18 protein-coding genes and 1 pseudogene are annotated in these 22,077 nt (G+C 66.0%); 11 read left to right on the top strand and 8 right to left on the bottom strand.

Translation table 11 applies throughout. The features are described from left to right. Nucleotides 1–148 precede the first annotated feature (148 nt). Nucleotides 149–2,305 carry a glycogen debranching N-terminal domain-containing protein gene (locus AB0N24_RS11890; RefSeq protein ID WP_364124052.1) on the top strand — a complete coding sequence of 719 codons (2,157 nt, stop codon included), beginning with the start codon at nt 149–151 and terminating at the stop codon, nt 2,303–2,305. On the opposite strand, the gene AB0N24_RS11885 is transcribed toward AB0N24_RS11890, so the two are convergent. Genes AB0N24_RS11885 through AB0N24_RS11875 form a run of 3 tightly spaced genes read right to left on the bottom strand, consistent with a single transcriptional unit; the run spans nt 2,302 to nt 6,379 of the window. After that, nucleotides 2,302–4,626: an FdhF/YdeP family oxidoreductase gene (locus AB0N24_RS11885; protein ID WP_364124049.1), complete on the bottom strand. Its 2,325-nt coding sequence runs from the start codon at nt 4,624–4,626 to the stop codon at nt 2,302–2,304. The two genes, AB0N24_RS11890 and AB0N24_RS11885, sit on opposite strands and share 4 nt — an antisense overlap. Beyond that, nucleotides 4,623–5,243, bottom strand: coding sequence for an MBL fold metallo-hydrolase (locus AB0N24_RS11880; RefSeq protein ID WP_364124046.1), 621 nt, complete (start codon nt 5,241–5,243; stop codon nt 4,623–4,625). Before AB0N24_RS11880 ends, AB0N24_RS11885 begins: the two co-directional genes overlap by 4 nt. Next, complete coding sequence (locus tag AB0N24_RS11875) at nt 5,240–6,379, bottom strand: S-(hydroxymethyl)mycothiol dehydrogenase (RefSeq protein WP_364124043.1); 1,140 nt, start codon at nt 6,377–6,379, stop codon at nt 5,240–5,242. Before AB0N24_RS11875 ends, AB0N24_RS11880 begins: the two co-directional genes overlap by 4 nt. Before the next feature lie 497 nt (nt 6,380–6,876). On the opposite strand from AB0N24_RS11875, the gene AB0N24_RS11870 reads away from it, so the two are divergent. The 3 genes from AB0N24_RS11870 (at nt 6,877) to AB0N24_RS11860 (ending at nt 10,484) form a co-directional block, all read left to right on the top strand. Beyond that, on the top strand, nt 6,877–8,280 hold the full coding sequence (locus AB0N24_RS11870; RefSeq protein ID WP_364124040.1) for an MFS transporter: 1,404 nt from the start codon (nt 6,877–6,879) through the stop codon (nt 8,278–8,280). A gap of 49 nt (nt 8,281–8,329) precedes the next feature. After that, entirely contained in the window at nt 8,330–9,586 is a 1,257-nt protein-coding gene (locus AB0N24_RS11865) for an aminopeptidase P family protein (RefSeq protein ID WP_364124037.1), read from the top strand. Between the two features lie 88 nt (nt 9,587–9,674). Continuing rightward, the gene (locus AB0N24_RS11860) at nt 9,675–10,484 is read left to right on the top strand and encodes an IclR family transcriptional regulator (protein WP_364124034.1); all 810 of its coding nucleotides are present in this window, start codon (nt 9,675–9,677) and stop codon (nt 10,482–10,484) included. Nucleotides 10,485–10,497: 13 nt separating this feature from the next. On the opposite strand, the pseudogene AB0N24_RS11855 reads toward AB0N24_RS11860, so the two are convergent. Next, nucleotides 10,498–11,154: pseudogene (locus AB0N24_RS11855) on the bottom strand (GAF domain-containing protein); the annotation flags it as partial. Between the two features lie 284 nt (nt 11,155–11,438). Between AB0N24_RS11855 and uraD the strand changes: the two are divergent. The 5 genes from uraD to purM are packed head-to-tail and all read left to right on the top strand — an operon-like array spanning nt 11,439 to nt 15,540. Beyond that, nucleotides 11,439–11,936 carry a 2-oxo-4-hydroxy-4-carboxy-5-ureidoimidazoline decarboxylase gene (gene uraD, locus AB0N24_RS11850; protein ID WP_364124031.1) on the top strand — a complete coding sequence of 166 codons (498 nt, stop codon included), beginning with the start codon at nt 11,439–11,441 and terminating at the stop codon, nt 11,934–11,936. Further along, entirely contained in the window at nt 11,933–12,274 is a 342-nt protein-coding gene (gene uraH / locus AB0N24_RS11845; protein WP_364124028.1) for a hydroxyisourate hydrolase, read from the top strand. Before uraD ends, uraH begins: the two co-directional genes overlap by 4 nt. Nucleotides 12,275–12,308: 34 nt before the next feature. Further along, the gene (locus AB0N24_RS11840; protein WP_364124025.1) at nt 12,309–12,659 is read left to right on the top strand and encodes a hypothetical protein; all 351 of its coding nucleotides are present in this window, start codon (nt 12,309–12,311) and stop codon (nt 12,657–12,659) included. 47 nt (nt 12,660–12,706) lie between these two features. Further along, nucleotides 12,707–14,374, top strand: a complete 1,668-nt coding sequence (gene purF / locus AB0N24_RS11835) for an amidophosphoribosyltransferase (protein WP_364124022.1) — start codon at nt 12,707–12,709, stop codon at nt 14,372–14,374. Next, a complete protein-coding gene (gene purM / locus AB0N24_RS11830; RefSeq protein ID WP_214949532.1) occupies nt 14,371–15,540 on the top strand; it encodes a phosphoribosylformylglycinamidine cyclo-ligase in 1,170 nt (389 codons plus the stop codon). Before purF ends, purM begins: the two co-directional genes overlap by 4 nt. A gap of 79 nt (nt 15,541–15,619) precedes the next feature. Here purM and AB0N24_RS11825 read toward each other — a convergent pair whose 3' ends face one another. Together AB0N24_RS11825 and AB0N24_RS11820 are read right to left on the bottom strand one after the other, a co-directional pair. Further along, nucleotides 15,620–16,492 (bottom strand): VOC family protein, encoded by an 873-nt coding sequence (locus tag AB0N24_RS11825; protein WP_364124019.1) that lies wholly within the window; start codon nt 16,490–16,492, stop codon nt 15,620–15,622. Then, nucleotides 16,489–16,827: a hypothetical protein gene (locus tag AB0N24_RS11820; protein ID WP_364124016.1), complete on the bottom strand. Its 339-nt coding sequence runs from the start codon at nt 16,825–16,827 to the stop codon at nt 16,489–16,491. The genes AB0N24_RS11825 and AB0N24_RS11820 overlap by 4 nt, the downstream gene beginning before the upstream one ends. Before the next feature lie 204 nt (nt 16,828–17,031). Here AB0N24_RS11820 and AB0N24_RS11815 point away from each other — a divergent pair, with 204 nt between their 5' ends. Further along, nucleotides 17,032–17,814 carry an alpha/beta hydrolase gene (locus tag AB0N24_RS11815; RefSeq protein ID WP_364124013.1) on the top strand — a complete coding sequence of 261 codons (783 nt, stop codon included), beginning with the start codon at nt 17,032–17,034 and terminating at the stop codon, nt 17,812–17,814. Nucleotides 17,815–17,992: 178 nt separating this feature from the next. Here the strand turns inward: AB0N24_RS11815 and AB0N24_RS11810 are convergent, their stop codons facing one another. Next, nucleotides 17,993–18,226, bottom strand: a complete 234-nt coding sequence (locus AB0N24_RS11810) for a DUF3073 domain-containing protein (RefSeq protein ID WP_104174527.1) — start codon at nt 18,224–18,226, stop codon at nt 17,993–17,995. A gap of 501 nt (nt 18,227–18,727) precedes the next feature. On the opposite strand from AB0N24_RS11810, the gene AB0N24_RS11805 reads away from it, so the two are divergent. Next, nucleotides 18,728–19,252: a septum formation family protein gene (locus tag AB0N24_RS11805; RefSeq protein ID WP_364124010.1), complete on the top strand. Its 525-nt coding sequence runs from the start codon at nt 18,728–18,730 to the stop codon at nt 19,250–19,252. Here the strand turns inward: AB0N24_RS11805 and clpB are convergent. After that, nucleotides 19,249–21,918, bottom strand: coding sequence for an ATP-dependent chaperone ClpB (clpB, locus tag AB0N24_RS11800; protein WP_364124007.1), 2,670 nt, complete (start codon nt 21,916–21,918; stop codon nt 19,249–19,251). The genes AB0N24_RS11805 and clpB overlap by 4 nt on opposite strands. Nucleotides 21,919–22,077 lie beyond the last annotated feature (159 nt).

The raw sequence follows: 22,077 nt of genomic DNA, 5'->3' as shown, positions 1-22,077 counted from the left end.
TTACGAGTCAACGCGAGATCTGGCATCACGGTGTAGCTAGGCGTAGCGTCATCTAGACAGACAAAGGGCGGCGTCGCTGGATTGCGGCAGGGCCACATTTGTGGCCGGGCGCCGCCTCAGCGGTGTCAATCCACTGAAGGAGTCGGCGATGGCCGGATGGAACGCGGATACAGCTGCCGGGCCATTGGGGTCCGGAACCGTCACGCTGGTGGAAGGTTCATCATTCTGTATCTCTTCGGCCAACGGGGACATCCATCCGGAACACCCTCACGGGGTTTTCCATGAGGACACCCGGATCCTGTCCCGCTGGAACCTGACCGTCAACGGCCAGTCCATCGAGCCGCTGGCGGCGGAGACGAAGGAGCCGTACCGCGCTTTGTTTGCAGGCCGTGTGCCCCGTTCGGACGGGTACGCGGACAGCCCGCTGATCGTGGAGCGGCTGCGGGAAGTCGGTGCGGGAATCCTGGAAGTGATCACCATCAGGAACTACTCGTCCGACGCGGCAGAGTGCGTGGTGGAACTGAGTGTTGAAGCCGATTTCGCGGACCTCTTCGAGGTCAAGGAGGCCCGGATCCAGCGGCGCTGGGAAGAAAACCGCGAGCCGGACGGTGACACGCTGACCATCCGGGCTGCCTGGGAGGATGTCCGAAAAGGAGTCGTCGTCAACGCAGGTGGCGCCGACATCGAAGCGGAGGCCCTGACCTACCGGACGGTCATCCCGCCGCACGGAGAGTGGAACACCTGGGTCAGCGTTGTACCCAAGGTGGACGGTACGGGCCCCGCTGAGCCGTTCGCCCACTCTGCTGCCGGTGAACTGTCCCCCCGCGACCTGCGGCGGCAGGCATGGGTGTCCAAGATTCCCGTGCTGCACATGGGCAACCGCTCCATCGAACGGACCATCCGCCGCAGTTACGACGACCTGGGCGCCCTGCGGATTGAGGATCCGCGGCACCCGGACCGGATCGTCGTGGCTGCCGGTGCGCCCTGGTTCATGACGCTTTTCGGACGCGACTCGCTGTTTGCCTCCATCATGTCGATGCCTGTAGACCCGTCCCTCGCCCTGGGCACCGTGCAGACGCTGGCCGACCGCCAAGGCAAGGCGGTGGATGTGATGAGCGAGGAGGAGCCCGGGAAGATCCTGCACGAAGTCAGGCTCGACGTCTCCAGCGGGCTGGCGCTGGGGGGAAAGTCGTCCTACTACGGCAGCGTCGACGCCACGCCGCTGTTCCTGATAGTCCTCGGCGAGGTGAGCCGCTGGGGCTTTGGTGCGGAGACCATTGCCGCGCTGCTGCCCCATGCGGACCGGGCGATGGAATGGATTCGGAACTACGGGGACCGCGACGGCGACGGGTTCGTCGAATACGCGCGCCTCAACGAACGGGGCCTGATCAACCAGGGTTGGAAGGATTCGTGGGACGGCGTCAATTTCGCCGACGGCCGCATGGCCGAGGGGCCGATCGCGTTGTGCGAGGTGCAGGGGTATGTCTACGGCGCGTACATGGCGAGGTCGTGGTTGGCGTACGACGCCGGTGACGAGGCTCTGGCCACTGACCTCCGGGACCGCGCGGCACGGCTGAAGAAACAGTTCAACGAACAGTTCTGGATGCCCGAGCGCGGTTACTATGCCATCGCGCTGGACGGCAACAAGCGTCAGGTCGATGCATGCGCGTCCAACATGGGCCACTGCCTGTGGAACGGCATCATCGACGAGGACAAGGCGCCGCTGGTGGTGCAACGGCTGATGTCACCGGAAATGTTCAGCGGCTGGGGAGTGCGGACCCTGGCAACCGATATGGGCGCCTATAATCCTGCCAGCTACCACAACGGCTCGGTCTGGCCGCACGACAATGCGATCATCCAGGCCGGCCTCCTCCGCTACGGGTTCGTGGAGGAGGCGCAGCGGATCTCCACGGCCCTGCTGGACGCGGCCGGGTATTCGGAGGGGCGGCTGCCCGAACTGTTCTGCGGCTTCGACCGGCAGCACTTCACCGCTCCCGTGCCCTACCCCACCGCGTGCTCGCCCCAGGCATGGGCGGCCACCACGCCGATCTATCTCGTGACGAACCTGATGCGCTACAACCCCCACGTTTCCGAGGGCGGGCTGTGGATGGACCCCGTGCTGCCGGAATCCTACGGGGACCTCCACATCACCAACGCGCCCATGGCCGGCGGCCGCATCACCATCGACGTTTCCGGCTCCGAAGCGACCATCCAGGGTTTGCCCGAGGGCATGGTCCTCCACCACGGAACCCGCCCCTGGATGTCCGACCTGGTGCAGAAGGCCAGGATGCCCACGAAGGACTAGGCCTCAGCCTCGTGCGGCACGAACCGGACGAACATGGCCTTGAACCCGGGGGTGTTGGATTCCCTGGCCACGTTTTCCTTGTGGACCAGGGCGTTGGCCTCGGGGAAGTACGCAGCGGCACAGCCCTTCGCCGTCGGGTAGGCCACCAGCCGGAACTTGTCCGCCTGCCGGTCGATCCCGCGGAAGGTGCTCACCACGTCCACCAGGTCCCGGTCACGGAAACCGAGCTCGGTGAGGTCCTCGGGGTGCACCAAAATCACCCGGCGGCCGTCCGAGATCCCGCGGTACCGGTCATCCAAGCCGTAGAACGTGGTGTTGTACTGGTCATGGCTGCGCATCGTTTGGAGCACCAGGTGGCCGTCCGGCGGAGTCAGGTATTCCAGCGGGCTGACCGTGAAGCGTCCCCGCCCGATGTCCGTTTTGAAGGACCGGGTGTCGCGCGGCGGATTGGGCAGCACAAAGCCGTTCCCGGTCCGGACCCTGGCGTTGAAGTCCTGGAAACCCGGGATGACGCGGGAGATGTGATCCCGGACGACGTCATAGTCCGCGGCCATGGCCTTCCAGTTGACCGGATGGTCCTCGCCGAAGGTGGCATCTGCCATCCGGGCGATGATTACAGGTTCGGCGAGGAGGTGCTCGGAGACCGGCTGGAGCCTGCCTTGGGTGGAGTGAACCACGGACATGGAATCCTCCACGGACAGGAACTGGGCGCCGCCCGGGTGCTTGTCATCCTTGTCCGTCCGGCCCAGCGTGGGCAGGATGAGCGAGGTGCGCCCGTGCACCACGTGGGAACGGTTCGGCTTGGTGGACACGTGCACCGTCAGGCCGATCCGCTGCATCCCGGCCTCCAGCATCTCCGTGTCGGAGCAGGCCAGCGAGAAGTTGCCGCCCATGGACACAAAGACATCCACGTCGTCGCGCTCAAAGGCCTCCATGGCCTCCACGGCGTCAACGCCGTGGCCGCGCGGGGACTGGATTCCAAACTCCTTGTCGAGGGCCTCCAGGAGCCATTCCTTGGGCTTCTCCCAAATGCCCATGGTCCGGTCGCCCTGGACGTTGGAGTGCCCGCGGACCGGGCAGGCCCCGGCCCCGGGTTTGCCGAAGTTGCCCTGCAGGAGCAGGACGTTGACCATTTCCTTGATGGTGTCCACCGAGTGCGGCTGCTGCGTCACGCCGAGGGCCCAGCAGAAGATCGTGGCCTTGGACCGGATCAGCATTCCGGCGACGTCCTCGATCTGCGCCCGGGCCAGGCCGGTGGCCTTCTCGATTTCGTCCCAGTCCAGCGTCTTGCGGGCATCGCGGTACGCGTCGAAGCCGTCCGTCTGCGCGTCGATGAAGGAGCGGTCGACGACGGTGCCGGGGTTCCGTTCCTCCTCCGCCAGGAGCAGGTGGCCGAGGGCCTGGAACAGTGCCAGGTCACCGCCCACCTTGATCTGCAGGTACTCGTCGGCCAGCGGCGTGCCGCCGCCCACCACACCCGAAACGGTCTGCGGGTCCCTGAAGTTGAACAGTCCGGCCTCGGGCAGCGGGTTCACCGCCACGACTTTGCCGCCCTTGTCCTTGCACTCCTTCAGCGCCGAGAGCATCCGCGGATGATTCGTGCCGGGGTTCTGCCCGACCACAAAGATCAGCTCGGAGTCGTGGATGTCGTCCAGCGAGACGGTGCCCTTGCCGATGCCGATGGTCGGATTCAGCGCCGAACCGGAGGATTCATGGCACATGTTGGAGCAGTCCGGCAGGTTGTTGGTGCCCAGTGCCCGGGCGAACAGCTGGTACATAAACGCCGTCTCGTTGGCTGTGCGCCCCGAGGTGTAGAAGACGCAACGGTCCGGCGTGGAGGCACGGACATGCTCGCCGATGAGTTCGAAAGCGTCCGCCCAGGAAATCGGCGAATAGTGCGTCTCGCCTTCGCGGATCACCACCGGCTCGCTGAGCCTGCCCTGGTTGCCCAGCCAGTACTCGGTCTTCCCCCTCAGCTCCGCGATGGAATGCCTCGCCCAAAACTCCGCCCCGACCGTGCGCAGGGTGTTCTCCTCCGCCACCGCCTTGGCGCCGTTCTCGCAGAACTCGGCCACCTTGCGCTTCTTGTCCGATTCGGGCCACGCGCAGCCCGGACAGTCGAAGCCGCCGCGCTGGTTCAGGCGCAGCAGCGACTGGGCCGTCCGGGACACCCCGGCCTGCGCCACGGCACGCTCCAGCGCCACCATCACGGCCTTCACGCCCGCCGCCTGCGTCTTCGGCTTATGGACTTCCAGTTCGTCCTCGTTGATGTCCGCAACGGGAGCCGGCTGCCTGCCGAACTTCAGGGGCACGCCTTTCATTGGCTGACCCTGGCCAGCGTCTCCCGCTCCGCCCCGATAGTGGTGCCGTCGCCGTGGCCGGTGCGCACCACTGTCCGTGCGGGCAGCGTCAGCAGCCGTTCGCGGATGGAGGTGAGGATGGTCGGGTAGTCGCTGTAGGACCGGCCGGTGGCGCCCGGTCCGCCGTTGAACAGTGTGTCCCCGGTGAAGACCGTGCCCTCCTCCTCGAGGTGGAAACAGGTGGACCCCGGCGAGTGGCCCGGCGTGTGGATCGCCCGAAGGGTCGCCCCGCCCACCTGGAACACGTCGCCGTCGGCCAGGTAACGGTCCGGCTTGGCATCCGGATAGACCTGCTCCCAGAGCATCAGGTCGTCAGGGTGCAGGTAGACCGGCGCGTTCACGGCTTCCGCCACGGCACGTGCGGCGCCGATGTGGTCGTTGTGCGCGTGCGTGAGCAGGATGGCCAGGACCTTCCGGCCACGGACCTGGTTGATGATCGCCGCGGCGTCATGCGGGGAATCGATGATGACGCATTCTTCCTCGTTCCCCACGACCCAGACGTTGTTATCCACGTCCCAGGTACCGCCGTCGAGCGAAAACGTCCCCGAGGTGACCAGGTTTTCGATGGCGACGCTCATGCGGACACCGCCGTGACAGCCTCTGCGGACGTGACGGTCGCGGCAGCCGGGCGGATCTCCACGACGGACCGCAACACCTTGCCCTCGTGCATCTTGCCGAAGGCCTCTTCCACCTGGTCGATGGTGATGCGTTCGGTGACGAACGCGTCCAGGTCCAGGTTGCCCAGCTTGTACTGCGCCACCAGCATCGGGAAGTCCCGGGACGGCAGGCAGTCCCCGTACCAGGAGGACTTCAGGGATCCGCCGCGGCCAAAGACATCCAGCAGCGGCAGCTCAAGCAACATGTCCGGCGTCGGAACGCCCACCAGCACCACACGGCCGGCGAGGTCGCGGGCGTAGAACGCCTGCTTGTACGTTTCGGGCCGGCCTACGGCCTCGATCACGACGTCGGCACCGTTGCCGCCGGTCAGCGCCCGGATGGCCTCGATCGGGTCTTCCTTGCTGGAATCCACCCCGTGGGTGGCACCGAGGGACTTCGCCATCTCGATCTTGTTGGCGTCGATGTCCACGGCGATGATCGTGGTGGCGCCGGCCAGCTTGGCGCCGGCGATGGCGGCGATGCCCACACCGCCGCAGCCGATCACGGCGACCGATTCGCCGCGCTTGACCTCACCGGTGTTGATGGCGGCGCCGATGCCTGCCATCACTCCGCAACCGAGCAGCCCGACGGCGGCGGGATCGGCGTCCTCGTCAACCTTGGTGCACTGCCCGGCGGCGACGAGGGTCTTCTCGGCGAAGGCGCCGATGCCCAGCGCCGGAGTGAGCTCCGTGCCGTCCTCGAGCGTCATCTTCTGCGTGGCGTTGTGTGTGTTGAAGCAGTACTGCGGCTGGCCCTTGGCGCAAGCACGGCACTCCCCGCAAACAGCGCGCCAGTTCAGGATCACCCGGTCCCCCGGAGCCACGTCGGTGACGTCCGGTCCGACAGCGCTGACCACACCGGTGGCCTCATGACCCAGCAGGATGGGGAAATCGTCAGTGATTCCGCCCTGCTTATAGTGCAGGTCCGTGTGGCAGACACCGCAGGTAAGGATGTCCACCAGGGCCTCACCCGGCCCGGGATCCGGCACCAGGATGGTCTCAAGCGAGACCGGCGCGTTCTTTTCCTTGGCAATGACAGCCTTTACTTTGTGAACCATGATTCCTGTGTTCCTTTCCTGAGCCCCGCGGGACTCTTTGGCAACGGCACCCGTTGCCAATCTAGCCGACTCGCTGCGGATCCAAATCCTCTTCCAGCCGCTGGTTGCCGCTGACCGCGGTCTTGACACCCTCAACCCGGACCGGCCGACGCTTGGAGCATTCGGCGGAGACACAATCCTTCGCAGAATTGCGCATTACACAACATGGTGCACATAGCGCGTACTTGAAAAATATGTCAGGCGTCACACGGGGGTGTCAATAGATCGCCCGAGTGCTGCGTCGCGGCGCCAGGAGTGGCTACCGCCCCGGGAGCTTTTGCCGCAACACAGTCGCTTCAAGCGCAACATATGCCCACACACTCCATATGGGTCCCCGGCCGATCACACGCGCCATCCTCGCAACCTTGTAGCCCGCATCTATTGACTGTGTCACACATCACGCCTAATCTGGTGCAACAGCGTTGCGGTGAATGCAACCATTAACACTTGGTGGATACATGAGTAACGAAACTTCCTTTCCCGCTCTTGCGGGAGGCCCGGGCGCGGAGCAGGCTGGCGAGCATGAAGGCAGCCGCGCCGGCCGTAGTACGTTGAGCGGCCAGAATTTCCAACCTGCTGACAACGGCGTCAGCAAGGACACGCGCCGCAGAGTGATCGCGGCAAGCTTCATCGGCAACTTCGTCGAATGGTTCGACTACGCCGTTTACGGCTACCTGGCCGTCACGATCGCGACCGTCTTCTTCCCTGGTTCAGATCCCCAGACGGGGCTGCTGCTGACTTTCGCCCTGTTCGCGATTTCCTTCCTCGTCCGCCCGCTCGGAGGGTTCGTCTGGGGCCACATCGGTGACAGGGTGGGCCGGCGGACCGCCCTCTCCCTCTCCATCCTGATCATGTCCGGTGCGACGTTCTGCATAGCGCTCATTCCGGGCTACAGCACCATCGGTATCTGGGCTCCGATCCTGCTTCTGATCATCAGGGTGGTACAGGGCTTCTCAGCCTCGGGCGAGTACGCCGGAGCATCAGCCTTCCTGGTCGAGTACGCCCCCGCAAACAAGCGCGGCGTCTACGCCGCCGTGGTTCCCGCGAGCACCGCAGCAGGCCTGCTCCTCGGTTCACTGATTGCGGGTCTGTTGACCGTCCTGCTCAGTTCCGACGCGATGCAAAGCTGGGGCTGGCGCCTGCCGTTCCTGCTGGCTGCCCCGATGGGACTCATCGGACGCTACATCCGCACCAAGCTGGAAGATACCCCGGTGTTCCGCGAATTGGCAGCGGAGGACGAGGCCGTCAAAGCGCCCGTTTCAAGCCTGTTCCGGAACCACTGGCGGCAGCTGCTGCAGGCCGTCGGAGCTGTGCTGCTGAACGCCGTCGGCTTCTATGTGATCCTCAGCTACATGCCCACCTATCTGTCTTCAGAGCTGGGCCTCGGGGAGACTGAATCCTTCCTGGCCACCACCATCGCGTTGCTCACTTACATCGGATTCATCTTCCTGACGGGGATGCTCTCGGACCGTTACGGACGCAAGAAGGTGCTCATCGCTGCCTCCGTGAGCTTCATCCTGCTCACCGTGCCCGCGTTTGCACTGCTGGGAACCGGGAATTTCCTGGTGATCGTCCTGGTCCAGATCCTGTTGGGCGCCATGCTCACGCTCAACGACGGGACCCTCCCCAGCTTCCTGGCCGAAATGTTCCCCACCCGTGTCCGCTACAGCGGCTTCGCGGTCAGCTTCAACCTCTCCAACGCCCTTTTCGGCGGCACGGCCCCGTTCATGGCAACGCTGCTGATCGCCGCGACCGCCAGCGATCTGGCGCCGGCCTGGTACCTCGTCGCTGCGGCGGTCATTTCCCTGATCGCCGTCGCGCTCTCCAGGGAAACCTGCAAAGAACCGCTGCGCCACGAATAAAGACTTCCTTCCACGTCAAGTAACAGCACCACAGAAAGGCACCACCATCATGACCACCACAGCATCCGAGAACGCAACGTCCGTCGCCGCACTGGAGCGACTCAAAGTCCTGGAGAACGGCGAAAAGGTCAAGCTGACGTTCTCCGATACCGAGTTCGAGCGCCGCCTCGCCGGCCTGCGCCGGATCATGGCAGAGAAGGACCTGGACGCCGTCGTCCTGACCAGCTACCACTCGATCAAGTACTACTCCGACTTCCTTTTCACGACCTTCGGCCGCTCCTACGCCATGGTGGTGACCAAGGACGACACCGTCACCGTAACGGCCAACATCGACGCCGGGATGCCGTGGCGCCGTAGCTTCGGCGACAACATTGTCTACACGGACTGGCGCCGGGACAATTACATCTTCGCCATCCAGGAAGTCCTGCGCACCCGCGGCATCAACGCCCGCCGGATCGGCGTCGAGGACGACTCGCTGCCGCTGGACAACCGCAACAAGATCCAGGCCGCCTTCTCCGGCGCCACCCTGGTGGATGTGGCCCAGGCCGCCATGCGCCAGCGGATGATCAAGTCCGCCGAGGAGATCGAGGTCATCAAGCACGGTGCGCGCATCGGCGACCTCGGCGGCGAGGCCATCCGCAACGCCATCACCGCGGGCATCACCGAGTACGAGGTCGCCCTGATCGGCACCGAGGCCATGGTCCACGAGATCGCCCGGACCTTCCCGGATTCCGAGATCCGGGACACCTGGGTCTGGTTCCAGTCCGGCATCAACACGGACGGCGCACACAACTGGGCCACCACCCGCAAGATCCAGGAACACGACATCCTGTCGCTGAACTGCTTCCCCATGACCTCGGGCTACTACACGGCCCTGGAACGCACCTTGTTCTACGGCGAACCGGATGCCCGCTCGCTGGAGCTCTGGAACATCAACGTGGAGGTCCACAAGCGCGGCCTCGAACTCATCAAGCCCGGCGCCGTCTGCAAGGACATCGCTGCCGAACTGAATGAGATCTACGTCGGACACGGCCTCCTGGCCAATCGGACCTTCGGTTACGGGCACTCCTTCGGCGTCCTCAGCCACTACTACGGCCGGGAAGCCGGGCTGGAGCTCCGCGAGGACATCGACACCGTCCTTGAGCCCGGCATGGTGGTTTCGATGGAACCGATGATCACGGTCCTGGACGGCCAGCCCGGTGCCGGCGGCTACCGCGAGCACGACATCCTGGTGGTCGGCGAGGACGGCGCGGAGAACATCACCAAGTTCCCGTTCGGTCCGGAATACAACATCATCGGGGCATAACGGCACCACAACCTGACCCTGCCGGAAGCGGCGCCACGTCCTCCGTGGCGCCGCTTTCCGGCTCACATACGGAATGATGGTGCACACCATGACCTCTGCAGAAGCTCCCGAAACCAGCAGCAACGGCGACGCCAAGGGCACGTCCGTCATCGTCAACGCCATCGCAGTACTGCGAAGCTTTACCGCCGACGAGCCACTCCTCGGCGTCACGGAGATCGCCAACCGCGTCGGCCTGCACAAAAGCACCGTTTCCCGCATCCTGGCAACGTTCGAGCAGGAACACCTGGTGGAGCGCGATCCGGAGACCCGCAGGTTCCGCCTGGGCCTGGGCCTCATCGCCGTCGCCGGCCCTCTGCTGGCCGAACTCGAGGAGCGGCGTGTGGCGTACCCCGTCCTGCGCGAACTCACCGAGCAGACCGGCGAAACCAGCGCGCTCATGGTGTGGAACGGGTCCGAATCGATGTGCGTCGAACAGATCGCCAGCCATCACCAGATCAAGCACACCACCCCGCTGGGCGCCCGGTACAAGGATGCGCTCAGCGCCTCCGTCCAGGTCTTCCTCGCCGCGGAACCCGCCGAACGCGTACGCGTGCTGCTCAAGAGCGGCGAAATTTCCTATCCGGGCCTGGACGACACCAGCCTCGAGGCCTACCTGATCCGGCTGGGCGACGTCGCCCGGCGCGGCTGGGCCACCAATTACGGCGAATCCTCACTGGACGAAGTGGGTCTGGCCGCCCCCGTCTTCGACCACCGGGGCGACATCGTGGCGGCGGTCCTCATCCCTGCGCCGCGCTTCCGGGTATCCCCGGACACGCTGCAGCGCCTCGGGGAGTCCTGCAAGGCAGCCGCGGACCGCGTCACGGCCCGCCTCGGCGGGGCATCCCCGGCGCAGGCCTGAACCCGGGCGCTCTCGGGATGCGCAGGTCGTGGCTGACCCGGCCGGCGAATTCGGCGAGCTTGCGGTTGCTGCTCTCCAGTTCGGCCAGGGCCTGGTGGAGCTGCAGCGTCCGGTGCTGCAGTTCCAGCACTTCCACGACCTGCGCCGCCAGGACATCCAGCATGGCGATCTGTTCGGCGGAGATTCCCGCCGGCACATCGGAGAACACGCACAGGGAGCCGAGCGCGAAACCCGAACCGGTCCGCAGTGGCGCGGAGGCGTAGAAGCGGACGCGCGCGATTTCGCCGGTCACAAAGGGGTTGTCCGCGAATCTCGGATCGGCTGCGGCATCCGGCACGACGGTGGTGAGGTCCTGCTGGAAAACCTTGGCGCACATCGAGTCCTCACGTGCGCACAGTCCGGGTTCCAGCCCCGCTGCCGCCAGCTGGACCTGCTGTGCGGGGGTGATGATGTTGACCACGCCGAAGGGCACACCGCAGAGCTTGGCGGCCAGGTCCACCAGGAAATTCAGGGCCCGCGCGGCGCTGGCGCTGGGAGTGTCCGCGGCGGCGTAAGGAACCTCTGCGGCGGCTACCGAATCCGGACCATCAGGAAGCAGCCCGTACTCCGCGAGCACTGAACGACGTTTCAGGTCGGTATCAGGAAAACTGCGCGCGTCGGTATGAGCCATTAAGGTCCTTCCCCAGTTCAGGACAGCCGGCCGAGGCGCCGCGGTCCCCCCAGCAGGAGTCTAGCGGAGCCGGTGGCTTCCATCCGGGGTGCGGTAATCTCTTGACACCGGTACTGAAGCTCCGGTTGACTATTACGCATGCTGAAATAACAGTTCCATGATGTGGAATGCAGCGCAGCTGTTGCGGCCAGTATGGAGCCACAGCGCACAACTGCAGCGGGGCACTCCCTTTTCCGCATAGCCGACGCCATGGATGCCAGCATTTGCACGAGGGATGAACAAGCATGCAGCTTGCCGTATTCAACGGGGCGGACCGCGCGGAAGTCACCGCGGCACTTCGCCCCTGCATCGATGTCCAGCGCTGGGTGGACCAGATCGCGGACGCCCGGCCGTTCGCCAGCAGCCAGGCCCTGTTGGACTTCGCCCGCGACGCGGCCGCCCCGTTCACACCGTACGAGGTGGAGTCCGCAATGGCGCACCACCCGCGGATCGGGGAACGGCCCACGGCCGCCACTACCGAGGCATCCATGTCCCGTTCGGAGCAGGCCGGAGTGGATCCGGCGGACACGGACGTGACCACGGCACTGGCCGAGGGGAACCGCGCCTACGAGGAGAAGTTCGGCCGGGTCTTCCTGATTCGCGCCGCAGGACGCACCGCCCCGGAAATCCTGGCTGCGCTCCACGAACGGCTTACCCACACCCCCGACCAAGAAGACGCCATAGTGGCCCAGCAGCTGCGCGAAATCGCCCTGCTCCGGCTCGAAGGAGTGATCAGCGAATGACCGTTTCACAGGTGACCACCCACATCCTGGACACCGGGGCCGGGCGCCCGGCCGCCGGCGTCGCCGTCGGGCTTTACGCGCGCGACGGCGGCGGCTGGAACCTCGTTGCTTCGGGCACCACCGATGGCGACGGCAGGGCGAAGGACCTCGGTCCGGAGCTCCTCCCCGCCGGGACGTACCGGCTGAACTTCGCCACGGGGGCCTATTACGAGGGCCTGGGCACGGCCACCTTCTTCCCGGAGGTGGACCTGGTGTTCTCCGTGTCCGACGCCGGCGAGCACTACCACGTGCCGCTGCTCCTGAGCCCGTTCGCCTACTCGACGTACCGCGGCAGCTAACCCAACCAAATCCCCGGGCAGTAGGCTAGAAGGCATGGCTTCTGAAGACACCCCCGCCGAGCGGCGCGAAATCACCGTCCGCCGGGCGCCCAAATACGTGCCGTTCCTCATACTGGGCGGCCTCGTGGGCATCATCGTGGCGGGGGTCATTGCGTTTGCGCTGCCCGGGGACCCGAGTTACGAACCCAGCTCCGTCTTCGGCTTCTTCCTGGTTCTTTTCGGCGCCGGCGGCGTGATTCTGGGCGCAATTGTCGCGCTCCTGCTGGACCGGCTCAGCGTCCGGCGCGCCGAACACGCCGTCGTCGAAGCCGTTCCGGAAACCGGGCCCGGCAGCGATCCGGCCGACGGCGCCGGCAACGGCACCACGGCCGGCAGTCAGTCATAAACGGGCGCCCGGAAAAGTCCTACCCCATCACGTGAGATAATCGACCAGTGGCACGCGGCGATGGAAAACTTTCTCATGATCTTCTCCCTGGCGAAAAAGGCCCTCAGGACGCTTGTGGCGTCTTTGGGGTCTGGGCACCAGGTGAGGAGGTAGCAAAACTCACCTATTACGGGCTGTATGCACTGCAGCACCGCGGTCAGGAGTCGGCTGGCATAGCAACCAGCGACGGCAAGCGGATCAACGTCTATAAGGACATGGGCCTCGTGTCCCAGGTCTTCGACGAGACCACGCTGAACACCCTGACCGGGCACCTGGCCGTCGGCCACTGCCGCTATTCCACTACCGGCGCCAGCCACTGGGCCAACGCCCAGCCCACGCTTGGCGCAACCGCCACGGGTACCGTGGCCCTGGCCCACAACGGCAACCTCACCAACACCGCCGAGCTCAACGCCATGATCATTGAGCGCAACGGCGGCCAGCTCAGCGGCGAAATGAAGCAGGGCAACACCTCGGACACCGCCCTGGTCACGGCACTGCTGGAGGGCGAAGAGGGCAAGTCCCTCGAACAGACCGCCATTGAGCTGCTGCCCAAGATCAAGGGCGGCTTCTGCTTCGTCTTTATGGACGAGGGCACCCTCTACGCCGCGCGTGACACCTATGGCATCCGCCCGCTGGTCCTCGGCCGGCTGGAACGCGGCTGGGTGGTTGCCTCCGAGCAGTCGGCCCTGGCCACCGTTGGTGCCAGCTTCATCCGTGAAATCGAACCCGGCGAGTTCATCGCCATCGACGAAGACGGCGTGCGGTCCCAGCGCTTTGCGGAGCCGACGCCGGCGGGTTGCGTTTTCGAATACGTCTACCTCGCCCGCCCGGACGCCGCCATCGCGGGACGCTCCGTGTACGAATCCCGCGTGGAGATGGGCCGCCAGCTGGCCCGCGAAAACACCCAGGAAGCGGACATCGTCATCCCGGTCCCCGAGTCCGGCACCCCCGCCGCCGTGGGCTACGCTGAGGAATCCGGCATCCCGTTCGCGCACGGCTTCGTCAAGAACTCCTACGTGGGCCGCACGTTCATCCAGCCGTCGCAGACGCTGCGCCAACTGGGCATCCGGCTCAAGCTGAACGCCCTCGAGTCCGTCATCCGCGGCAAGCGCGTTGTGGTGGTGGATGACTCGATCGTCCGCGGCAACACCCAGCGCGCCATCGTCCGGATGCTCCGCGAGGCCGGCGCCGCCTCCGTGCATGTGAAGATCTCCTCCCCGCCGGTGCAGTGGCCCTGCTTCTACGGCATCGACTTCGCCTCCCGCGCGGAGCTGATCGCCAACGGCGCCACCATCGAGGAAATCTCCCAGGCCATCGGGGCCGACTCGCTCGCCTACATTTCCGAAGACGGCATGATCGACGCCACGCGGCAGCCGCGCGAACGTCTCTGCACTGCCTGCTTCACCGGCCAGTACCCCATCGAGCTTCCCGGCGCGGACAAGCTCGGCAAGAACCTGCTGGAGCGCACGGACCTCGGCGGGCTGCCCGCCGCCGCAGGATCCGCCGCCGCAGGATCCGCCGCCGCTCCGGCTGGTGCGGCGGTTGCTGTTGACGCGGACGAGGACCCGGCCGGCAAGCCGGGCGCCACGGGCTGCGATCCGGGACCGGACGCCGAGTTCGAGAACCTGCTGACCGACGCTGACCGTCTGACCTCTGACAAGAAAGAGTCCGTATGACTTCCGCATCACCCGCCGCCGGTAACTCCTCAGAGACAGCCCGCGGCATCACGTACGCCTCTGCCGGCGTAGACGTCGAAGCGGGAGACCGCGCCGTTGAACTGATGAAGGACGCCGTCAAGGCCACCCACAATTCCTCGGTGATCGGTGGCGTCGGCGGCTTCGCCGGCCTCTACGACGTCTCGAAGCTCCTCACCTACAAGCGCCCCCTGCTGGCCACATCCACGGACGGCGTGGGCACCAAGGTGGCCATCGCCCAGGCCATGGACATCCATGACACCATCGGGTTCGACCTCGTGGGCATGGTGGTGGACGACATCGTGGTGGTTGGCGCCGAGCCGCTCTACATGACCGACTACATCGCCTGCGGCAAGGTTGTTCCCGAGCGCATCGCGGACATCGTCCGCGGCATTGCAGCAGCCTGCTCCGTGGCCGGTACCGCCCTGGTGGGCGGCGAAACCGCCGAGCACCCGGGCCTGCTGGGCGAGCACGAATACGACGTGGCCGGTGCCGCCACCGGTGTGGTCGAGGCCGACGCCCTGCTGGGCCCGGACCGTGTCCGCGCCGGCGACGTGGTGATCGGCATGGCCTCCTCCGGCCTGCACTCCAATGGCTACTCCCTGGTGCGCCGCGTCATCAACCACGCCGGCTGGGCCCTGGACCGCCAGGTTTCCGAACTCGGACGCACGCTGGGCGAGGAACTGCTCGAGCCCACCCGCGTCTACGCAGCCGACTGCCTGGACCTGGCCCGCACCTTCCCGGTGAACGGCTCCGCAGCCGGCAAGGCCGTCCACGGCTTCAGCCACGTCACCGGCGGGGGCCTCGCAGCCAACCTGGCCCGTGTCCTCCCGCAGGGCCTCATCGCCACGGTGGACCGCGCCACGTGGGAACTGCCCGCCATCTTCAAACTGGTCTCGGAACTGGGCAACGTCCCGCTGGCCGACCTCGAGCGCACGCTGAACCTCGGTGTGGGCATGGTGGCAATCGTGTCCCCCGAAGCCGCCGACGCCGCCGTGAACCGCCTCAACGACCGCGGCCTGCCGTCCTGGATCATGGGCACGGTGGAACAGAACTCGGACGCAATCGTCAAGACCGGCCCGGACTACGTCCAGGGCGCCAAGGGTGTTGACGGCGGCGCAGTCCGACTGGTGAACGCCTACGCCTAAGGGTTCCTACCCCTCATCGAGTGCTCCGCAACCGCCGTTTAGCAGGTCCATAACGGCAGTTGCGGAGCACTCGATGTGTTTAAACCTCCAGCACGCTGAACACACCGCCCTGCGGATCCTGCAGGGTGGCCACGCTTCCGGCTTCCTGGTCGTCGCCGCCGTCAGCTTCCGGTTCGATCAGGACGACGGCGCCCGCAGCCACCGCTGATGCCACGGCCTCCGCGACGCTGGAGACGCCAAAGTACACCTGCCAGCCTGCCTGCAGCGCCTGCTCCTCAGGCCCCGTGTCGTCCCCGTCCCCGGCGGGGTACTCCGGTTCCGCACCCCAGAACTCCCCTTCGTCCGCGTCGGCGTCATCCTGCGGCAGCGGCGCGATCCCCGCTACTTCCGCGCCGTCCACCATCAGCGTGGTGTACGTTCCGCCGTCATCCTGCGGGTATTCGGTGACCTCATGCCCGAACAGTTGCTGGAAGAAGGCGACGGCGGCCTGGGGCTCGGGTGTCAGCAACTCCGCCCAGGCAAGGGCGCCGGGCTCGTTGTACCGGGCGGCGCCGGTATGCGTTCCCGGCTGCCACACTCCGGTGGTGCCGCCGCCGGGCGGCGCCAGGAAGACCATTACGCCCGTGTCCTCCACGTCTTCCGGGCCGAACTCCACGGAGCCGCCCGCGTGCGGGGTCTCCTCCACAATGGCCCCGGCATCAGCGGCAGCAAAGTAGATGTTCCACTGCGCGGCTGTCCCGGAGGCTTCCTGATGCGGGTTCTGCGGCGCAATGACGGTGACCAGGTCGTCGCCCAGATACGCCTTAGCGTAGCTCCGGCCGTCCGGCGTGGGCAGGTCCTCGTAGCGCCAGCCGAAAACCGCGGCGTAGAACGCCTTGGCGGCCTCCACCTCCTTGGTCTGCAGGTCCGTCCAGCAGATCTCGCCGGCGTTGAAGGTGGTGCGCCCGGTCATAGTGTGCCTGCACTTTCGGCAGCCATGATGCTGAAGGCGGCTCCGTTGGGGTCCGTCAGCACGGCCAGCGTGCCCACCCCCGGGACGGCCACGGGCTTTCCGTCCACCACGAAGTTGGTGTATTCGCTGAGCTCGCCGGCGGATGCGGTCTCCGTGGTGCATCCGGTCACGGCCTCGTAGAACCGGATGGCCTGCTGGACGTCGCTTGTCTGCAGCTCGCTCCAGACCGGGGCGCCGGGTTCGTCCACCAGCAGCTCCTTGGCCGCCTCGATGTCGCTCGCAGAGAGGTCCGCCCAACACGGCGTGCCCTGCTTATAGCTCTCAACTTCTGGCATGGAAATCAATCCCCTTCGACCGCCGGTGGACCCGTCAATGGAACAGCCCACGATCAACCTAGTACGGGGCTCCGACCCTGACAACACGGCTGACAACATCGCCCCCGCTACCATCGACCGGCATGTTGTAGCGCCGGCACGGCAGGAGGACAATGGCGGCAAAGACGGTCCGCCGCCGAAGGGCCGCCGGAAATGGAGTGCGCCATGGCCAGCCGCGTGGACATTAACGGGCACCCGACCTGGGTGGATGACCGTGGCGGCAACGGCGAGCCGCTTCTGCTGCTGCACGGCGGCCTCGGTAACAGCGACGATCTGCTCAACAGCATCGGCCCGGGCCTGTCGGAGCGTTTCCGCGTCGTCGCATTCGACCGGCGGGGTCACGGTTATACCGCGGATACCGATGCCGATTTCCACTACTCGGACATGGCGGACGAGACGGTAGGCGTGCTTGAGTCCGTGTTGGGCGGCCCGGCCCATCTTGTCGGGTGGAGCGACGGCGGCATCATCGCCCTGCTCGTCGCACTCCGCCGCCCGGACCTGGTGCGCAAACTCGTAGTGGTCGGTGCAAACTACCACTTCGAGGGCACCGTCCCCGCAGAGATGGAGCCTGACTCGCCTGTGCTGGGCGAACTTGGCAACGCTTATATCGCGCGGTCACCGGACGGCGCAGCCCATCTCGAAGTGGTCATGAACAAGAGTTTCAGGATGTTCCGGTCGGAGCCGACCCTGACACCGGCTGACATCGCCCAAATCAGCGTGCCGGTGCTAGTAGTAGCGGGCGACGACGACGTTGTTGCGCTGCCTCACACCGTGTCCCTGTACGAGGCACTCCCGAACGGTCAATTGGCGATTGTTCCCGCTGCCTCCCATGGGCTCCCGCTGGAACAGCCCGAGACCCTCACCCGCCTCATCCTCACCTTCCTCGCCGCCGCCGGCCCGCACCGGACACTCATGCCGATACGGCGCGCTCGACCACCAGACGGGTAACAGCAGAAAGGCCCGTCAGGGCACACCGGAAGCCGGCATGCCCTGACGGGCCTGATAACTGAAGTCAGCACACGGGGTGCCGGAAAAGAAGAGCCGAAGTGTCGTACGGGACACTGTGGTGAAAAGTACGACGGCGGCACGCCGCTGACTGCCTTACGGCAGGTTCAGCGGGCGACAACTAGCCGATTCGACGGGTGTCTACCTCGTCGTCGTCTTCTTCCAAATCATCCGCGTACTTGTCCACATAAGCCGAATAATCCGGCTCAACCGGCTCACTCGAGAAACGGCTCGGTGCACGACCCTCTGAGCTCTTGAGCTCACGCTGAAGCGCAGAGTAGTCAGTGTTCGGGGAATAGTACTTAATATCCCGAGCCTGCTTGGTAGCTTTTGCCTTTTGACGGCCGCGCCCCATGGCGTGACCCCCTTTTGTACTCGGACCGGAGGTGGTCACCATTGGCGTTAGTGAGGCCCCGGAATGTTTGGTCAATTTGTCGTACACCTAGATTACATGCTTTCAGCGGTAACTGCGCCCCGACGGGTTACCTCCGGAGCGGAGTTGCCATGTTTGCGCTGGTCCCGGCCATATCGGCCCGCCGATTTTCTTCGGTAGAGTCGTTTGAGCGACTCCAAGCCAGCGGCCGCATCTGCGACATTCCTTTGGGGAAAAGCAGGGAAAAGCCAGGAAAGGACGCCGGGAAGGGTGAATCCTCACGTGAATGACGAGAACACAACAGGCAACAGCACAGGGAACCCGAAGACAACCCCGGGAACCGGACTGCCGCCAGTCGTGCCGCCTCCCCCTGCCCGGCCGCCGACCAGCAGCCTTCCCGTCCAGCCGCCGGCCCGCACGGACGATCCCGCGCCCAATGAGACGCCTTCAAATGATGCTCCATCCGGTGACACTCCGGCCGCTGTGTCAAAGGAGACCCTGCTGAAGGCCGGCATCGTGGTGGCAGGCCTGATTTTGCTGGGCCTGCTTATCTGGTGGGTTGCCACCCTGCTCGGGAGCGGCAACCAGCAGGCAACAACCCAGCCCCCGGCCACGGAGTCGGCGTCCCCGTCCGCGCAGGCAACCCGGGGCGAGCTCCCCCTGGATGGGGTGGGGGCCCTGGACTACCAGCTGGGCGACTGCTTCGAGAATTTCGATCCCGAAGCCACCGAATCCCGGGTAGTGCCCTGCACCACGGGCCACTCCGCGCAGCTGGTCGCTGTGCACCGCTACCCGGAGTCGGACTCGTACCCGGGCGTCGCAGCACTCCGGGAAAAGGGCCGCGAGATCTGCCAGGGCGCCGGGCTGACCGACGCCGTGGCCAACTACGTCCTCATGCAACGCAACGCCTACCCCAGCGACACCAGCTGGGAACAGGGCGACCGGCGGGTGGACTGCTATGTCACAGCGGACAAGGGCAACATCATCATGGAATCCCTCATCCCCTAGCTCTTCCGCCGCACGGACAGCCCGCTGCCGGCGGGCGCGCCGCCGTCGGGTGCTGCCAGGGCCTCAAGCCCCTCAATGGTGAGTTCGTCGACGTCGGCCGCGGTGTCCACCACAACGGTGTCCCCGTCGTTGATGTCGCCGGAGAGGATGGCCCTGGCCAGGCGGTCGCCGATTTCGCGCTGGACCAGCCTGCGCAGCGGCCGCGCACCGTAGGCCGAATCGAAGCCGGACATGGCAAGCCAGGCGCGGGCGCCGTCGGTCACCTCGAGGGTGAGCCTGCGCTCGTGCAGCCTCCTGCCCAGCTCGGCCACCTGCAGCTCCACGATCCGTGCCAGCTCATCCACGGTCAGGGCGTCGAACAGCACCACTTCGTCCAGGCGGTTCAGGAACTCCGGCTTGAAGGAGGCATTCACGGTGGCCATCACGGCGCTTCGCTTCGCCTGTGCGTCCAGCGACTGGTCCACCAGGAACTGGCTGCCCAGGTTGGAGGTCAGCACCAGGATGGCGTTGCGGAAGTCCACGGTGCGGCCCTGACCATCGGTGAGGCGGCCGTCGTCGAGCACCTGCAGGAGGATGTCGAAGACCTCAGGGTGCGCCTTCTCCACTTCGTCGAGCAGCACCACGGAGTACGGACGACGGCGGACGGCCTCGGTCAGCTGACCGCCTTCCTCGTACCCCACGTAGCCCGGAGGCGCCCCGACCAGCCGCGCCACGGAGTGCTTCTCGCCGTACTCGGACATGTCGATCCGCACCATGGCGCGTTCGTCGTCGAACAGGAAGTCCGCGAGCGCCTTGGCCAGCTCCGTTTTGCCCACGCCCGTGGGTCCGAGGAAGAGGAACGAGCCGGTGGGCCGGTTGGGGTCGCTGATGCCGGCCCGGGCACGGCGGACCGCGTCGGACACGGCCGCCACGGCCTTGGACTGGCCGATCAGCCGCTTGCCGAGCTCCTCCTCCATGTGCAGCAGCTTCTGGCTTTCGCCCTGCAGCATGCGCCCGGCGGGGATGCCGGTCCAGGCGGAAATCACTTCGGCAATGTCGTCCGCGGTGACTTCCTCGGCCACCATGAGCTCCTGCTTGGCGCCGCCGCCGGCCACCCGTGCCGACTCCGCCTCCGCGGCAGCGTGCAGCTCGTGTTCCAGTGCGGGAATCTCGCCGTACAGCACACGCGACGCCGTCTCCAGGTCGCCTTCGCGCTGGGCCTTGTCCGCCTTGGAGCGCAGCTCGTCCAGCTTGGCCTTCAGGTCACCCACCCTGTTCAGGCCGGCCTTCTCGGCTTCCCAGCGGGCGTTCAAGGCAGCCAGCGCCTCCTTCTTGTCCGCCTTGTCCGCCCGCAGGGCAGCCAGGCGCTCCACGGACGCTGCGTCCTTCTCGTTGGCGAGGGCCAGTTCCTCCATGGTCAGGCGGTCCACCTGGCGCCGCAGCTGGTCAATCTCCTCCGGCGCGGAGTCGATCTCCATGCGCAGGCGTGAGGCTGCCTCGTCCACCAGGTCGATTGCCTTGTCCGGGAGCTGGCGCCCCGAGATGTAGCGGTTGGACAGCGTGGCGGCGGCCACGAGCGCGGAGTCGGCGATGGCGACCTTGTGATGGGCCTCGTAGCGTTCCTTGAGGCCGCGGAGGATGCCGATGGTGTCCTCGACGCTGGGCTCGCCCACGTAGACCTGCTGGAAGCGGCGTTCCAGGGCCGGGTCCTTCTCGATGTTCTCGCGGTATTCGTCCAGCGTGGTGGCACCGATCAGGCGCAGCTCGCCGCGGGCCAGCATGGGCTTGAGCATGTTGCCGGCGTCCATGGAGCTGTCCCCGGTGGCGCCTGCACCCACCACCGTGTGGAGCTCGTCGATGAAGGTGACGATTTGCCCGTCCGAATTCTTGATCTCCTCCAGGACGGCCTTGAGCCGTTCCTCGAATTCGCCCCGGTACTTGGCTCCCGCCACCATCGACGCGAGGTCCAGGGCGATCAGGGTCTTTCCGCGCAGGCTCTCCGGGACGTCGCCGGCCACAATGCGCTGGGCCAGGCCCTCGACGACGGCCGTCTTGCCCACACCGGGCTCGCCAATGATGACGGGGTTGTTCTTGGTGCGGCGGCTAAGGACCTGGATGATGCGCCGGATCTCTGTGTCGCGGCCGATCACCGGATCCAGCTTGCCCGAGCGTGCCATCGCAGTGAGGTCCGTGCCGAACTTCTCCAAGGCCTGGAAGGTGTTTTCCGGATCCGGGCTGGTGACCTTGCGGTCGCCGCGGACACCCGGCAGGGCGGCGAGCAGCGCCTCATGGGAGGCGCCGGCGTCGCGCATCAACCGACCGACGGCGTCGCTGCCGGCAGAGAGGCCCAGCAGCAGGACCTCGGTGGACACGAAGGTGTCACCCAGTTTGTCGGCTTCGTTCTTGGCATTCTGGATGGCCTGCAGCGCGGGCCTGGACAGCTGCGCCTGCTGCGTGGAGCTTCCGGACGTTGCGGGCAGCGCCTTGATGGCGGTGCTGGCCTGGACACTGAGGGCGTCCGGATCCGCGCCGGTGGCGCGGAGGAGCGCGACGGCGACACCCTCCCGCTGGTCCATGAGCGCCTTGAGGAGATGGGCCGGCTCAACCTGCGGATTTCCCGCCGTGGAGGCGTTCATGGCTGCAGCCGAAAGAGCCTCCTGGCTCTTGGTGGTGAACTTGGCGTCCAAAGAGAGCTCCTTTCGGGGATAGATCAACTCTTAAAGTTGAGTGTACTACGCTCAACTTTGCGGACTGCGCTTCAGGGTCCATGTTTGCCGACGGCGAAATGGCTGTCTAGGGGCGATCGGCCCCGTAGTCGTCACCGCGAATTTCCGCGGGCCGCAGAT

Origin of the sequence: Arthrobacter sp. NPDC093128 (genome assembly GCF_040683875.1) — a bacterium.
GTDB lineage: Bacteria > Actinomycetota > Actinomycetes > Actinomycetales > Micrococcaceae > Arthrobacter.
This window is presented reverse-complemented; position numbering and strand designations above follow the sequence as displayed.